The organism is Microbacterium sp. A94, from assembly GCF_051842855.1.
Classification (GTDB): Bacteria; Actinomycetota; Actinomycetes; order Actinomycetales; family Microbacteriaceae; genus Microbacterium.
Map to the genome: position 1 here is coordinate 1,053,083 of NZ_JBPXMU010000001.1, position 13,481 is coordinate 1,066,563.

Genomic DNA, 13,481 nt, shown 5'->3' on the forward strand with positions numbered 1-13,481 from the left:
CCGTGAAGCCGCAGCCGCTGATCGCACCATCCGATATGCGGGTGATCTGGCTGCTGCTGGTCGCCGCCTTCGTCGCGATTCTCAACGAGACGACCATGGGCATCGCGATCCCGCATCTCAACACCGATCTCGGCATCCCGCCCGAACTCGGTCAGTGGCTGACGAGTGCGTTCATGCTGACGATGGCGATCATCATCCCGACCACCGGCTTCCTGCTGCAGCGTTTCACGACCCGGCAGGTCTTCATCGCGGCGATGACGTCGTTCTCGCTCGGAACGCTGGTCTGCCTCGTCGCTCCCGGGTTCGAGATCCTGCTCCTGGGCCGGGTGATTCAGGCTGGCGGCACCGGAATCATGATGCCGCTGCTGATGACCACGATGATGAACGTCGTGCCGCCGCAGTCGCGTGGCCGAATGATGGGCCGCGTCGGCCTCGTGATCTCGCTTGCCCCCGCGATCGGGCCGACGCTCGCCGGCGCCGTACTTGAGACGCTGAGCTGGCGCGCTCTGTTCGCCATCGTTCTGCCGATCGCGATCGTCGCGCTGCTGATGGGCGCGAAGTGGATGACGAATCTCGGCGAGACGACGGATGCTCCGATCGATGTGCTCTCCATCGTCCTGTCCGTATTCGGCTTCGGCGGCGTCGTCTACGGCCTCAGCCAGTTCGGCGGCGAGGGTGAATCGGGCGGAGCGACCATCGGCGTGCTCTCGCTCACCATCGGCGCTGTTGGGCTGGCACTGTTCGTCTGGCGTCAGCTTCTGTTGCAGCGCAAGGATGACGCGCTGCTCGATCTGCGCGTGTTCCGCTCCGGCAACTACACGATCGCGGTGATCGTCATGGCGATCCTGGCTCTGTCGATGTTCGGCACGCTGACGCTGCTGCCGCAGTACCTCCAAAACGTCGCCGGTCTCGATGCACTCCAGTCTGGCCTGATCCTGCTGCCCGGATCCGTGCTGATGGGCCTGTTGGGCCCGATCATGGGACGCGTCTACGACGCGCGCGGCACGCGCACCCTCCTGGTTCCCGGCACCATCATGGTCTCGGCCGCGCTGTTCTTCTACTCGACCGTCGGCGAGCACACCGTATGGTGGCTGCTGGTGATCGCGCAGACGATCATGTCGGTCGGGCTCGCCATGTCCTTCACGCCGTTGTTCTCGGCGTCACTCGGATCGCTCCAGCGTCACCTGTACTCGCATGGGTCCGCCGCGCTGAACACCATTCAGCAGGTCGGCGGTGCCGCCGGGGTTGCTGTCCTCACGGTGACGTACTCCTCGATGCTGCACGCGGGTGAGAGCGAGGGCCTGTCGACGGCGGTCGCTGGCGCTCCCGGCGCGCGGCTGGCGTTCTTGATCGCCGCGATCATCTCACTGGGTGCGGTCGCGTTGAGCGCATTCGTGAAGAAGCCGGCAGATGACATCGGCGAGGGCGTGCACGGCGGCCACTGAGACTGCTGCGGGATCGTCGCCGAGGCGCGGTGCCTATTCGGCAGGCGTTGAGCAGGAGCCGCCGCAGCAGGATCCCGCTTCGGCATCGCCCAGCAGGTTGAGTCCTGCAGGAGCAGTAAGAGGCTGAACGTTCGCAGTGGCGTCTGAGGACGGCAAGGTGGTCATGGCTCCATGCTACGCCGGTATTCGGAGGCAAGGGCCTGGACAAGATCGCGCGCGCCATCGAGACTCGAGCCATGAATCGAGATGTCGAAGCCGACCACCTTCGCGGTGACGGGCGCGATGAGTCCGCCAACGAACGGGCCGATCGCAACTGGGAAGAACTGATGCAGGAGCTGCGTGTGATGCAGACCGGCACGCAAGTGCTGTCCGGCTTCCTACTCGCGGTGGCCTTCCAGCCGCGTTTCGCCGACCTCGATGCTGTGCAGCGAACGCTTTATCTCGTTCTTGTGGGCCTGGCGGCACTGGCGACCATCCTGTCGTTGACGCCGGTGGGGATGCACCGATCACTGTTCGGCATGCGGCGCAAGCCGGACCTGGTGCGCTTCGGAGCACGAATCGTGAAGGCCAACCTCGTCGTGGTCGGAGCCCTGAGTGTCGGGGTGACCACGCTGATCGTCGACTTCACGCTGCAGCGAGATTTCGCCGTGGTCGTGCTCATCGTCGGCGCGATTATCGTGTTGGGGCTGTGGCTCGTGCTGCCGCTGGTAGTCGCCCGACGTCGACGCTCTGGGGCGTCCACGGGCCCTCGAGCAGGCTGAGCGCGCGCATCGCATACTGTTGAGGAATGCCTCGTCTTCTCGCCCGCATCTTCTGGGCGTTCAGCCGCTGGAAGCTGGTCGGCTCCGCGGCCCCCGGTCGCCCCACAGTGCTCATCGGCGCACCGCACACATCGAACTGGGACTTTGTTCTGATGCTCGCGATCGCCTGGCGCCTGGGAATCGACGTGCGCTGGCTCGGCAAGAAGAGTCTGTTCGCCGGCTGGCGCGAACCGATCATGCGCCGTCTCGGCGGCATTCCTGTCGATCGTTCCGATCCGGGTCAGGTCGTCTCAGACGTCGTCGCCCGCATCCGCGGTGGTGAGGTGTTCGGACTGGTCGTCACCCCTGACGGCACACGAGGCTCCAACACGTACTGGAAATCCGGTTTCTACCGCATCGCTCGTGAAGCACAGATGCCGGTGACACTCGGCTTTGTCGATCGGACCACGATGACCACGGGGCTGGGACCGACCTTCGAGCTGACCGGTGATGTGGCATCCGATATGGATCGCATCCGTCAGTTCTATGCGGACAAGGCGGGTCTGCGTCCTGAGCTGCGTACCGAGCCGCGCCTGCGTGACGAAGGCGCGGAGACCTGAGTTCGCGACGGCGCAGGTGAGAGGTTCCTCCGAACAGCTGAGGTGGGCTTGAAGACGAAGCCCGATTGAGGAATCGTGGCCCGGACATGTTCTGTCTGGAACATGTCCTCAACCCGGAAGGAAAAGCCTCGTGCTCACCCTGACCGAAAATGCAGATGCTGTTGTAACCACCATCGTCGGCCGAGAGGATGCCAGCGCTGACGCGGGGCTGCGCATTCAGACCGCCGATGGACAGGGCCCGAGCGGCGAAGCACGCTTCGCCGTTCACGTCGTGCCCTCCCCCGAACCCGCTGATGTCGTCGTTGAAGGCGCAGGCAGCCGGGTCTTCCTGGAACCAAATGCCGCCGAGACACTTTCCGACAAGGTGCTCGATGCCGATGTCGATGATCAGGGCGCCGTCAGCTTCACGATCTTGCCGCAGCCGGTTTGATCTGAGAACAGCGTGGGGTGGGATGCTACGGCATCCCACCCCACCTCTGTCTAGAACGGGTCGTTCAACGCATGAGCGCAACCAGCATCTCGCGGGCAGCCTCTGCTGACGACGCGTTCTCCACGATGAGTCGCAGCTCGTCCGATCGGGGATCGACCAGCGGGCGACTCGCGTTCACCTCCGCAATGACGAACGCTGCCCACTCCTGATAGGCCCGCGCGATCCCCGGAGCGCTTCTGCCTGCTGCGCGGAGTTCCGCGCGTACGGTTCCCCACCGCACCGGAAGCTTCTGGGTCGCATCGGCGGCGATACGTCGCGTCGTGTCGATGATGACCGGGTTGGCGAAGCGATCAATGATCTCGTCTGAATAGGCGAGCAGATCCATGCCCGCGGGCGCTGACAGACTCGCCCTCGCATCCTCCTGCACTGCTCGAGCCGCTGCCACGACCTCGCGATCGCCCATCGCTGCGGCAACGGTGTCGTGCCCCCGCCGGGCCCCCGCATAGGCGATGACCGAATGGGCACCGTTCAAAAGCCTCAGCTTTGCGCGTTCGTAGGCGTCCACATCCGACGTGATGATCGCACCGTTGCTCTCCCAGTCCGGCCGGGGGCCAGCGAAATCGTCTTCGATGACCCACTGCATGAACGGCTCCCCGATGACCGCGCCGTCATCGCGCAATCCCAGCAGATCCTCCGCGACAGACCCCCACTCCGGCGTCGTCGCCGGCACGATCCGATCGACCATGCTCCCCGGAAAGGTGATCGAATCGCATATCCACCGCCGCAGGTCGGTTCCCTCCGCACCCGGAAATTCCGTTTCGATAGCCTCCGAGACAAGCCGGCGCACAATCGCACCGTTGCCCGCCAGGTTGTCGCAGCTGAGCACGGTGAGAGGCGTGCGTCCTGCGCGCCACCGCGCGACCAGTCCGCGCACGAGCAGACCGATCGTGGTGGACGCCGGCGCGGCACGGTGCTGGTCGTGTGCCAGGGCGTCAAGATCCGCGGCAACGGCGTCGAGGTCAAGAGAGCCGTCTGCCCGCCGGGAATACCCCTTCTCCGTCACGGTGAGAGTGATGATGTGGGTCGTCGGCGCGGCCATCACCGCAAGGATCCGCTCGGTCTCCTCCCCTGTCCACGCCACATCCACGACAGAGCCCACAAGTTGTGAGCTGATTCCCGAGGCACCCGCGGTGACCACCGAATACAACCCGTCCTGGGCCACAAGCTGGTCTCGAACGGTCGGCGAGCGGTGCGTTACGCCGAGGATCCCCCACCGCAGATCACCAGCACGCATCGCCTGCTGGGTATATACAGCCTGGTGCGCACGATGAAAGGCGCCGATGCCCAAATGCACAATGCCGATCTGCGTCGGAGCGACGGGCGTTTCCATTCCGGCCGGCAAGCCGTTCATCACGGCAGCACGGCTGAGCCGCGCCAGCGTCATCGTGCTGCGCTCGGCGGCACCGATGTACTATCCCTCACCCGCAGTGTGACCGCGAGTTCCACCGCAGCCGGATCGCTCGCCGGCGTTCGCAATCGGCGTCGCTCCAGATCCAGCACCAGTTCGTCGACGGCTCGCGCACCGATATCGACGAGCCCCGCACGAACGCTGGTCAGCGTCGGTGACGTGAGCTGGGCAACATAGGTGTCATCGAATCCGATCACGCTAATGTCCTCCGGGATTCGCTTTCCTCGCGTTCGCAGACGGTCCATGAGTCCCACCGCCATCAGGTCGTTGTAAGCAATCGCGGCTGTTGCCCCGGCAGCTACGACGAGATCAGCCGCAGCGCGGCCGCCTTCGACGTGCGGGAGGAAGGATCCCACCGACACGAGGTCGGTGTCGGCGAAGTTCTCACCGGCCTGATGCAACGCCGCACGACGCTGCTCATCTGACCAGGAGCGTTCCGGTCCGCCGACGTACGCGATGCGGCGATGGCCCAGTGCCCGCAGATGTTCAACCGCGAGCATCATCCCGGCTGCGTTATCGGCGGTCACTGACATCTGGCCTTCGACGACGCGATTGACCAGCACGACAGGACGCGAGCCGAGAATCTCCAGATCTGACTCCACAGCGCGCGGTGAGCACAGCACGATCCCGTCCGTCTGATTCTTGAGCTCTCGCACCAGCTCGATCTCCAGATGCGCGTCCTCACCGGAGTCGACGACGAACGACGCTCTGCCCGTGGCACGAGCGCGGTTCTGCACACCCTTCACGATCGAAGCGAAGTACGGGTTCTCCAGATCGGGAACGACCAGGCCGATCACACCGGTGCGGCCTGCGCGCAGGCCCGACGCTGCGCGGTTCGGATGGTAGCCGAGTCGGTTCGCGGCGGCGACGACTCGCTCACGAGTAGCTACGGCGACGCGCTCGGGCTCCGCGAGGGCCCGAGACACCGTTGAGATCGATAGGCCGCATTCTTCTGCGACGTCCTTCGCGGTGACCGCCAATGCCGCCTCCTCATCGTGGACTGTGGTGCGTCCAGGGTATCCATGCCAGTGCAACCAGCATGCTGATTGCCAAAAATTATCAACCTCTACGAACGATTGTAGTCAACTCTCACCTAGAAACTGCAACCTTGACGGTGCGGGCTGATGCCATAGACTGCAAACGTTCGCATTCGTCGAGGAGAGCTATGACGCGCCCTGTACCACCGCCACGAGCCTGGAACTTGCACCCAGACCGGGCACTTCCTGCTGAGCCGAGCGTGCGATCCGCAGCGCGTGAGATTCTGGCGCAGACCTCCGCTCTTCCCATCCTTTCGATGCATGGCCATGTCGAATCGGCCCTGCTCGCAGCCGATGCTCCGTTCGAGAACCCGGCAGCGCTGTTCGTCACGCCCGATCACTATCTGCTGCGCATGCTCGTCGCGCAGAGCACGTCTCCCGACGGCTCCCCGGGCGTGCGCGGAGTGCAGAGTCTCGGCGTCCCCCCGGCGAACCGCGCCCCCTCTGGGGTCGAAGCCGCGGAACAGAGCCCTCGGGAGATCTGGCGGCGGTTCTGCGCGGGGTGGCACCTGTTCCGCGGCACCCCGACGAGATACTGGCTCGAACACGTGCTCATCGAAGTCTTCGAGGTCACGGAACGCCCCTCGGCAGCATCCGCCGACCGAATCTATGACCATCTCATGGAGCGTCTCCGATCTCCCGAGTTCCGGCCCCGCGCGCTCTTCGAACAGTTCGGCATCGAGACGCTTGCCACCACCGACCCTGCGGAATCCTCGCTCAGCCATCATGCGCAACTGGCAGCACAGGGGTGGGCTGATCGCGTCATACCGACATTCCGTCCCGACTCGCTGCTGCACGTGTCGTCTTCCGATTGGGCCGAGCGGATCCTGTCGCTGGGGGCGAGCGCGCACATCGACGTGCACGACTACCGAACGTACCTCGAAGCGCTGCGAGCACAGCGGCAGTCGTTCATCGCGGCGGGCGCCCGAGCGACAGATCACGGGCACATGAGCGCCGACACCACACCGCTTGATCCCGCCGAAGCATCCCGCATCTTCACTGCTGCTCTGCGCGGACAGACGACGCCGGCGCAAAGCCGCGCTTTCGCTGCGCACATGTTGTTCGAGATGGCCGCGATGTCCGTCGATGATGGACTCACGATGCAGGTACATCCCGGCGTTCAGCGCGACCACTCGTCATCAGCGATGACGCGCTACGGTCACGACATCGGTTACGACATTCCGGTTCCGACGGATTATGTGCACGGACTTCGCCCGGTGCTGGATGCTTTCGGCCATCATCCGAACTTCCGCATGATCGCGTTCACGGTCGACGAGACCACGTTCTCTCGGGAGCTTGCTCCCCTGGCCGGCGTCTACCCGGCACTCCGGCTCGGAGCACCGTGGTGGTTCCTGGATTCACCCGATGGCATGCGCCGGTTCCGGGAAGCGATCACCGATACGGCGGGCTTCTACAACACCAGTGGCTTCGTCGATGACACCCGCGCGTTCTGCTCGATCCCCGCCCGTCACGATCTCGCTCGTCGAATCGATGCCGGATACCTGGGAAGACTCGTCTGCGAGCACCGGCTCGACATCGATGAGGCGATCGAGACCGCAGCAGATCTCGCCTACCATCTACCGAAAAAGGCGTATCCACGCCCGTCGTCTGCCCCGAAGCACTCCAGCCCCACAGCTTCGGACCACCTTGAGAGGACTCCCGCATGACCGGCACCCGCATCCGTTCCGCCGAGGTGCTCGTCACCAGCCCGAGTCGTAATTTCGTGACATTGCGCATCACAACCGAGGATGGCGTCACAGGACTCGGCGATGCCACGTTGAACGGCCGGGAGCTCTCGGTGGTCTCGTATCTGCGCGACCATGTCGTCCCCCTGCTGATCGGACGAGACGCTCATACGATCGAAGACACCTGGCAGTTTCTCTATCGAAGCGCGTACTGGCGTCGCGGCCCTGTGACGATGGCCGCGATCGCTGCCGTCGATGTCGCCCTGTGGGACATCAAGGCGAAGATCGCGGGGATGCCGCTGTACCAGCTCCTGGGAGGCGCCTCGCGCTCCGGGATCATGGCGTACGGTCATGCTTCCGGCCGCGACATCCCGGAACTTTTCGATTCGATCCGCCATCACCTCGACATGGGCTTCCGCTCGATTCGCGTGCAGACCTCCGTTCCCGGTGTGAATGCGGTGTACGGCGTCGCCGCTCAGCCGGCCGCGGGAGGTCGATACGACTACGAACCCGCACAGCGAATCCCGCTGCCCGCGGAGGAGGACTGGGACACGCGGGCCTACCTTCGCCATCTGCCCGGAGTGTTCGAGGCCGTGCGCAACGAGTTCGGCGCCGAGCTTCCGCTGCTGCACGACGGTCACCACCGCATGACCCCGATCCAGGCGGCGAAGCTTGGCAAGGAACTTGAGCCCTACGACCTGTTCTGGCTCGAGGACTGCACCCCCGCCGAGAATCAGGAGGCGCTGCGCCTGGTCCGTCAGCACACCACGACGCCCTTGGCCATCGGCGAGGTCTTCAACACGGTGTGGGACTACCAGACCCTGATCCGTGAGCAGCTCATCGACTACGTGCGCTCCGCGGTGACGCACACCGGCGGCATCACCGGGGTTCGCCGTATCCTCGACTTCGCAGCGCAGTATCAGATCAAATCCGGCATCCATGGCCCCACCGATATCTCCCCGGTCGGCATGGCCGCGGCCCTGCACCTGGATCTCGCGATCCACAACTTCGGCATTCAGGAGTACATGCAGCACTCGGATGCGACCAACGAGGTATTCCGGTCGTCCTTCACCTTCACCGACGGCTATCTGCATCCAGGCAACGAGCCGGGACTCGGCGTCGACTATGCCGATGATGCAGCTGCGGCGTTCGCCTATCAATCGGCGTACCTGCCATTCAACCGGCTTCAGGACGGCACCGTCCACGACTGGTGACCGTGACACCTCCCCTTCCTCACATCGGAGAAACCTCGTGACTTCCCTCCCCCTCGCCCACCCCGCCTGGCTCGCTCCCGGTGCGTTCGCCGCGATACGCGGTCGACGCGTACGAATAGACGCCGCCGGAGGTCCGGTTGAATCGTTGCGTGCCGACGTCATCGATGCGGGTGGTGTCATCGTCAGCGATGACGCGCAGGCCGATCTCGTCTTCACGCTCGACGAGTCTGTCGACACCGGGTTCCGTCTGGACCGCGCAGAAACGACGACGGTGTCAGCTGCCTCGACGACTTCTCTGCTGCATGGCTGGTTCCATCTCGTTCGGCTCGGGGACCGGGCGTTCAGCCCCGACCTGCCCGCCGGCCATCATCGGCCCGCGCACGCGCTGCGGATGCTGGATCACTGGGACAACGTCATCGTTCACCCTGTGATGGGACAGGTGGAGCGCGGCTACGCCGGTGGCTCGATCTTCTACGACGCCGGAGCTGTGCGCGAAGACCTGCGACGGGTACGCACCTACGCGCGCCTGCTTGCCGCCATCGGCATCGACCGCGTCTCCATCAACAACGTCAACGTCGGCGCCACAGAATCAGAGCTGCTCACCGATCGCCTGGGCGATGTCGAACGCATCGCTGAAGAGTTTCGTGTCTGGGGCGTGCGCGTGCACCTGGCCGTCTCCTTCGCCTCGCCGATGCGGCTGGGCGGGCTGAGCACTGCTGACCCGCTGGATACGAGCGTGCGCCAGTGGTGGGCGGATGCCGCGGCCCGGGTCTGGGACCGCATTCCGGATTTCGGTGGTTTCCTCGTGAAAGCGGATTCCGAAGGTCAACCCGGCCCGTTCGCCTACGGAAGAAATCACGCGGACGGCGCGAACATGCTCGCGGCAGCCGTGGCACCGCATGGCGGCGTTGTGCACTGGCGAGCCTTCGTCTACAACCACCGCCAGGACTGGCGGGACCGCCGCACTGATCGCGCGCGTGCCGCGTACGACCATTTCACACCTCTGGACGGCTCCTTCGCCGACAACGTCATCGTGCAGGTGAAGCACGGCCCGATGGACTTCCAGACGCGCGAGCCCATCTCACCGGTGCTGGCCGCCATGCCCAGCACCCGCCTCGCCGTAGAGCTGCAGGTGACGCAGGAGTACACCGGTCACCAGAAGCATGTTTGCTATCTCGGTCCGTGGTGGAGCGAGATCCTGAACTCGGCATTGGATGACAGCGGAGCGACGGTTTCTCAGATCGTGGCCGGTGGCGGCGGCATCGCGGCCGTGTCGAATGTGGGTGACGACGCCTTCTGGAGCGGTCATCCGCTCGCGCAGGCCAACCTCTACGCATTCGGCCGACTGGCTTGGGACCCGACGCTTGATCCGGCGACCGTGCTGGACGAGTGGATCTCGCTGACCTTCGCATCTCCCGATGGCCAGGTGGATGCGGCTGTCCGCGAGACGCTGCACGCGATCATGGATCGTTCATGGGAGACGTATGAGCTGTACACCGCCCCGCTCGGGGTGGGTTTCATGGTCACGCCGGGCTCGCATTACGGCCCCTCCGTCGACGGTTACGAATACTCACCGTGGGGCACCTATCATTTCGCCGATCGTGATGGGGTCGGCGTTGATCGATCCCTCTCCAGCGGCACCGGCTTTGCCGGGCAATATCTCACTCCGCTGCGTCAACAGTATGAAAGCGCCGCAACCTGCCCCGACGAGCTGCTGCTGTTCTTCCATCACGTGCCGTATTCGCACGTACTGCACTCCGGGAGCACGGTGATCCAGCACATCTACGACACGCACTTCGCCGGAGCGGATCGCGTCGATGAGATGGTCGAGCGTTGGGCGACGCTCGACGGACACGTCGAGCGCGCACTGTTCGATCGTGTCGCCGAGCGACTGGACGAACAGCGACGTTCGGCGCGCGAATGGCGCGATCAGGTGAACACCTATTTCCTGCGTAAGTCAGGTATTCCGGATGCCGCGGGGCGCACGATCCACTGAGGATCGGTGCCCCCGCGGGCTCGGCAGAAGCTCAGCGGTCGCTGCGGATGATGAGCACGTCAGTCGGCTTGAGTCGCAACGGCTCGCCAGCAGAGATGTTTCTTCCGGTGAGCACGTCAGTTCCGCCGATGTGCGCGGCCACCTCGACATCCGTGGTGGCGTGGTTCAGGAGGAACGTCGTTCGTTCATCACCGTTGTCGCGAACGCTCACCTCGAGATCCGCGATGCCGGCGTAGGGCCCGACCAGTCCGTGGCGAGCGAGGATCGTATCGATGATCCATGCCAATCCGGCATCGTCAAGTCCGGTTCCGACGTACCAGGCTTGACCGCCGCCTGGCACGTCGCGGCGGGTCACCGCAGGTGTTCCGGCATAGAAGTCGGCTCCGTACGCTCCCACGACCTCTGCCCCGAGAGGGGTCAGAAGCTCGAACACGAGTTCCGCGGCCGAGACGACCTCGCCAGCCCCCAGCGTCACGGGATTCGCCTCCCCCGGTGCGGCTGAGTCGGTTTCGTCCACCCGTACGCCGAACAGCGCACCGAGCGGGCCCGGCGCATCCGCGAGGAACGCGTTGTCGTCGACGTCGACGCGGCCCGACCAGTACGACGCGACGACGGAACCGCCCCGTCCTGCCACCGCTTCCAGCCGTTCGACGATGTCGCCAGTGAGCATATGCAGCATCGGTGCGATCACGACGTCGTACCGGCTCAGATCCGCCTGTGCGGAGATCACATCGACATCGACATGCGCATTCCACAGCGCGCGGTAGTAACCGAGAACGGTAGGGATGTACTTCGCGTGCCGGTTGAAACCATCTGTCATCTCGGCAGCCCACCACGAGTTCCAGTCGACGAGCAGTGCGATCTTCGCCGGTGTCTTCGCACCTGTGATCGTGTCGCCCACGTGCTCGAACTCGGAACCCAGAACGGCCGCCTCGGTGAACGCGCGTGTGTCGGTTCTGCCGGAGTGATCCAGCACGGCGCCATGATACTTCTCGCAGGCGCCCTTCGACTGGCGCATCTGGAAGTAGAGCACCGCATCGGCACCGTGCGCCACCGCCTGCCATGACCACAGCCGCAGTACTCCAGGACGCTTGACCGGGTTCACATCACGGCTGGCGGTGATGGTGGGAGTCTGCTCCATGACCCAGAACGGTTTGCCGCCCTTGATGCCGCGCATCAGATCGTGGGCGAACGCCATTCGCACATGCTCGCGCGAACCGGGCGGATAGTTGTCCCACGACACGAAGTCAAGATCGTCCGCCCAGGAGTGGTAGTCGAGAGGCCGGTAGGCGCCCATGAAGTTTGTCGTCACCGGTACGTCAGGGTCATGCTCTCGAATGCGCGCCTTCTCGTCGCGGAAGTTCTGCCGCATCGAATCCGATATGAAGCGGCGGTAATCCAGCGTGATGCCTTGGAACGCGGTGTGGTCCGGACCACGCCAATGCTCACTGATCTTGCTCGGTGGCACGATCTGATCCCAGTCGGTGAACAGATGCGACCAGAACGTCGCGTTCCAGGCGTCGTTGAGTCGGTCCAGCGTCTCGTACCGTTCTCGCAGCCACAGACGGAAAGCGACCGCGCAGTTGTCACACCAGCATCCGCCGTCATAGCCCCCGTACTCATTGCCGACATGCCAGGCCACCAGTGCCGGCGTTCCGGCGTATCGCTCGGCGATCCTGCCGGCCAGCTCCGCGGAGAGGCGCCGGTATACCGGCGAGTTCGGACAGGCGTTATGACGCTGCCCATAGAGGTGGCGCCGCCCTTCGAAGTCGGTGCGGTTGACCTCGGGATACTGCGTCGCAAGCCACGGCGGAAGCGCAGCCGTCGCGGTTGCGAGCACGATATTGCGGCCTCCGGCGACGGCACGCGCAACAATCTCATCGAGACGCGAGAAGTCGTAGGTGCTCTCGTCCGGCTGCAGGTATGACCAGGCGAACACGCCGATGGTCACCGTGTCGATCCCCGCGAGGTCAAATGCTGCGTAGTCGTCTTCCCAGACCGGACGAGGCCACTGCTCAGGGTTGTAGTCGCCACCATAGAGAATCTTCATTCGCGCTGCGCTTCCAATCGGCTTTCTTCAGGGTTGGGAACAATGAACTGGTCGGCGACTCCTCGGAGCACCGGGCGCTCGTTGCGCAGCAGCAAGGCCGCCCACACCACCGACAGCAGAGTCACGACAAGCTCTGAGGAGAAGATGACGGCGGCGGCAGCGAGCACAAGCAGGGAGAGCACTCCGAGAGAGGAGAGCGGGCGACGGGCCAGGAAGACGACACCGAGCCGGAGCGCGTCCACGAAACGGAACGCGAAGAATGTGCTGATCGCCATCGCATGTACCGCGATCACGGTGAGCGTGGCGAAGATGACGATGAGGACGAGCGCGTAGCCGGTGGAGATACCCGCTGCCTCGCTGTTGGCGAGCACCATGGCGATCAGCGCACCCAGCAGCAGCAGCGGAAGCCACAACCGGAGCACGTCGACGAGGTTGCTGCCGAAACCACGCCAGTACGCCCGCCATGGCGTCGCATCATCATCATGGACGCGGCGAGATAGGGCCGAGGTGCCGGCGGCAAAGGCCGGAGCAAGCGGAATCATGGCCGCCGCATACAACGGAATATTGCTGGCTGAGCGATCCAGAAGCATGACCGCGACGAGCGTGGGCAGTTGGGTGAGGGCCATGAGGAGCCCGATCATCATGTACCAGTAGATGACAGTGGAGGCTCGTCCGAGCGGGCCTTGGCCGAACTCGCGAGCACCGGCTATCGGCTGACGCGGCGGGGCCGGTTCGAACAGAAGCTCAGGCATGTCCGTCTCTCTCATGTCCTCGGAAGGGAGATGCGGCTACCGAC

Annotated in this window: 12 protein-coding genes; 7 read left to right on the forward strand and 5 right to left on the reverse strand. The window is 64.5% G+C overall.

All coding sequences use genetic code 11. The features are described from left to right. Nucleotides 1–35: 35 nt before the first annotated feature. The gene (locus tag ACSU1L_RS05205; RefSeq protein WP_438253700.1) at nucleotides 36–1,445 is read left to right on the forward strand and encodes a DHA2 family efflux MFS transporter permease subunit; all 1,410 of its coding nucleotides are present in this window, start codon (nucleotides 36–38) and stop codon (nucleotides 1,443–1,445) included. Nucleotides 1,446–1,478: 33 nt separating this feature from the next. Here the strand turns inward: ACSU1L_RS05205 and ACSU1L_RS05210 are convergent, their stop codons facing one another. Beyond that, nucleotides 1,479–1,610 (reverse strand): hypothetical protein, encoded by a 132-nt coding sequence (locus ACSU1L_RS05210; protein ID WP_438253414.1) that lies wholly within the window; start codon nucleotides 1,608–1,610, stop codon nucleotides 1,479–1,481. A 71-nt stretch (nucleotides 1,611–1,681) separates the two neighbouring features. Between ACSU1L_RS05210 and ACSU1L_RS05215 the strand changes: the two genes are divergently transcribed. The 3 genes from ACSU1L_RS05215 to ACSU1L_RS05225 all read left to right on the forward strand — a co-directional run bounded on the left by ACSU1L_RS05215 (nucleotide 1,682) and on the right by ACSU1L_RS05225 (nucleotide 3,235). Continuing rightward, complete coding sequence (locus tag ACSU1L_RS05215; protein ID WP_438253413.1) at nucleotides 1,682–2,206, forward strand: DUF6328 family protein; 525 nt, start codon at nucleotides 1,682–1,684, stop codon at nucleotides 2,204–2,206. Between the two features lie 26 nt (nucleotides 2,207–2,232). Further along, nucleotides 2,233–2,805, forward strand: a complete 573-nt coding sequence (locus tag ACSU1L_RS05220; protein WP_439254934.1) for a 1-acyl-sn-glycerol-3-phosphate acyltransferase — start codon at nucleotides 2,233–2,235, stop codon at nucleotides 2,803–2,805. Between the two features lie 130 nt (nucleotides 2,806–2,935). Then, nucleotides 2,936–3,235: a Fe-S cluster assembly protein HesB gene (locus tag ACSU1L_RS05225; protein WP_438253411.1), complete on the forward strand. Its 300-nt coding sequence runs from the start codon at nucleotides 2,936–2,938 to the stop codon at nucleotides 3,233–3,235. 64 nt (nucleotides 3,236–3,299) lie between these two features. On the opposite strand, the gene ACSU1L_RS05230 is transcribed toward ACSU1L_RS05225, so the two are convergent. Then, nucleotides 3,300–4,646 (reverse strand): mannitol dehydrogenase family protein, encoded by a 1,347-nt coding sequence (locus ACSU1L_RS05230; RefSeq protein ID WP_439254935.1) that lies wholly within the window; start codon nucleotides 4,644–4,646, stop codon nucleotides 3,300–3,302. Nucleotides 4,647–4,675: 29 nt separating this feature from the next. Further along, entirely contained in the window at nucleotides 4,676–5,683 is a 1,008-nt protein-coding gene (locus ACSU1L_RS05235; RefSeq protein WP_438253409.1) for a LacI family DNA-binding transcriptional regulator, read from the reverse strand. Nucleotides 5,684–5,868: 185 nt separating this feature from the next. Between ACSU1L_RS05235 and uxaC the strand changes: the two genes are divergently transcribed. The 3 genes from uxaC to ACSU1L_RS05250 are packed head-to-tail and all read left to right on the forward strand — an operon-like array spanning nucleotide 5,869 to nucleotide 10,635. Continuing rightward, nucleotides 5,869–7,407 (forward strand): glucuronate isomerase, encoded by a 1,539-nt coding sequence (uxaC, locus tag ACSU1L_RS05240; protein WP_439254936.1) that lies wholly within the window; start codon nucleotides 5,869–5,871, stop codon nucleotides 7,405–7,407. Continuing rightward, entirely contained in the window at nucleotides 7,404–8,639 is a 1,236-nt protein-coding gene (gene manD / locus ACSU1L_RS05245) for a D-mannonate dehydratase ManD (RefSeq protein WP_438253407.1), read from the forward strand. The genes uxaC and manD overlap by 4 nt, the downstream gene beginning before the upstream one ends. A 37-nt stretch (nucleotides 8,640–8,676) precedes the next feature. Then, entirely contained in the window at nucleotides 8,677–10,635 is a 1,959-nt protein-coding gene (locus ACSU1L_RS05250; protein ID WP_439254937.1) for an alpha-glucuronidase, read from the forward strand. A 31-nt stretch (nucleotides 10,636–10,666) separates the two neighbouring features. Here ACSU1L_RS05250 and ACSU1L_RS05255 read toward each other — a convergent pair whose 3' ends face one another. Both ACSU1L_RS05255 and ACSU1L_RS05260 read right to left on the reverse strand, forming a co-directional pair. Further along, the gene (locus ACSU1L_RS05255; RefSeq protein WP_439254938.1) at nucleotides 10,667–12,685 is read right to left on the reverse strand and encodes a beta-galactosidase; all 2,019 of its coding nucleotides are present in this window, start codon (nucleotides 12,683–12,685) and stop codon (nucleotides 10,667–10,669) included. Next, complete coding sequence (locus tag ACSU1L_RS05260) at nucleotides 12,682–13,437, reverse strand: DUF624 domain-containing protein (protein WP_439254939.1); 756 nt, start codon at nucleotides 13,435–13,437, stop codon at nucleotides 12,682–12,684. The genes ACSU1L_RS05255 and ACSU1L_RS05260 overlap by 4 nt, the downstream gene beginning before the upstream one ends. Between the last annotated feature and the right edge of the window lie 44 nt (nucleotides 13,438–13,481).

What these genes read in the sequence shown, in the direction of transcription:
- uxaC (WP_439254936.1), top strand. Translation starts at nt 5,869, where the DNA reads ATGACGCGCCCTGTACCACCGCCACGAGCCTGGAACTTGCACCCAGAC.
- manD (WP_438253407.1), top strand. Translation starts at nt 7,404, where the DNA reads ATGACCGGCACCCGCATCCGTTCCGCCGAGGTGCTCGTCACCAGCCCG.
- ACSU1L_RS05255 (WP_439254938.1), bottom strand. Translation starts at nt 12,685, where the DNA reads ATGAAGATTCTCTATGGTGGCGACTACAACCCTGAGCAGTGGCCTCGT.
- ACSU1L_RS05215 (WP_438253413.1), top strand. Translation starts at nt 1,682, where the DNA reads ATGAATCGAGATGTCGAAGCCGACCACCTTCGCGGTGACGGGCGCGAT.
- ACSU1L_RS05220 (WP_439254934.1), top strand. Translation starts at nt 2,233, where the DNA reads ATGCCTCGTCTTCTCGCCCGCATCTTCTGGGCGTTCAGCCGCTGGAAG.
- ACSU1L_RS05205 (WP_438253700.1), top strand. Translation starts at nt 36, where the DNA reads ATGCGGGTGATCTGGCTGCTGCTGGTCGCCGCCTTCGTCGCGATTCTC.
- ACSU1L_RS05230 (WP_439254935.1), bottom strand. Translation starts at nt 4,646, where the DNA reads ATGAACGGCTTGCCGGCCGGAATGGAAACGCCCGTCGCTCCGACGCAG.
- ACSU1L_RS05210 (WP_438253414.1), bottom strand. Translation starts at nt 1,610, where the DNA reads ATGACCACCTTGCCGTCCTCAGACGCCACTGCGAACGTTCAGCCTCTT.
- ACSU1L_RS05260 (WP_439254939.1), bottom strand. Translation starts at nt 13,437, where the DNA reads ATGCCTGAGCTTCTGTTCGAACCGGCCCCGCCGCGTCAGCCGATAGCC.